The 567-nt window shown below is 49.7% G+C and carries 1 protein-coding gene; it reads right to left on the reverse strand.

Annotation, left to right across the window (positions count from 1 at the left end; translation table 11 throughout):
- A partial coding sequence (locus tag R7Q48_RS29705; RefSeq protein WP_318133967.1) for a cation:proton antiporter occupies positions 1–567 on the reverse strand: 567 nt, incomplete at both ends.

Genomic DNA, 567 nt, shown 5'->3' on the forward strand with positions numbered 1-567 from the left:
GCCATGGACAAGCCCAGGTTTTGCATCACCACCGAAATGCCTAGCACCACCAAGAGTGAAGCCACGGTAAATAACTCGCGAACCCCACTCATCACGACAAAACGAAACAGAGGGCGCAATAAAAAGTGACCACCAATCAACAAGGCTACGACACTGCCTAAAACGGTAAAAGCATCGAACCAACTACCTACATTCTGTTCACCAGCCAAAAGCGGTAACATAGCCAACATCGGTATGACGGCGATATCTTGAAAAAGCAGCACAGCAAAACCAGACTGGCCCGTTTCGGTGCCATTGAGGCCTTGCTCTTCAATCACTTTAAGTGCAATAGCCGTAGAGGAAAGGGCGAGCCCCATGCCGATGACCAAACTCACCTGCATACTCAAGCCAAACAAACTGACAATGCTACCGATAACCGCCGTCGTCACCACAACTTGCGCGCCGCCAAGACCTAAAATCGGCCCTCGCATTTGCCATAATTTTTTCGGGTTCAATTCCAAGCCAATTAAGAACAGCAGCAACACCACCCCGAGCTCAGCAAAATGCAGAATCGCATCGACATCGCTA

The sequence above is a fragment of the Vibrio sp. 378 genome (assembly GCF_033339435.1).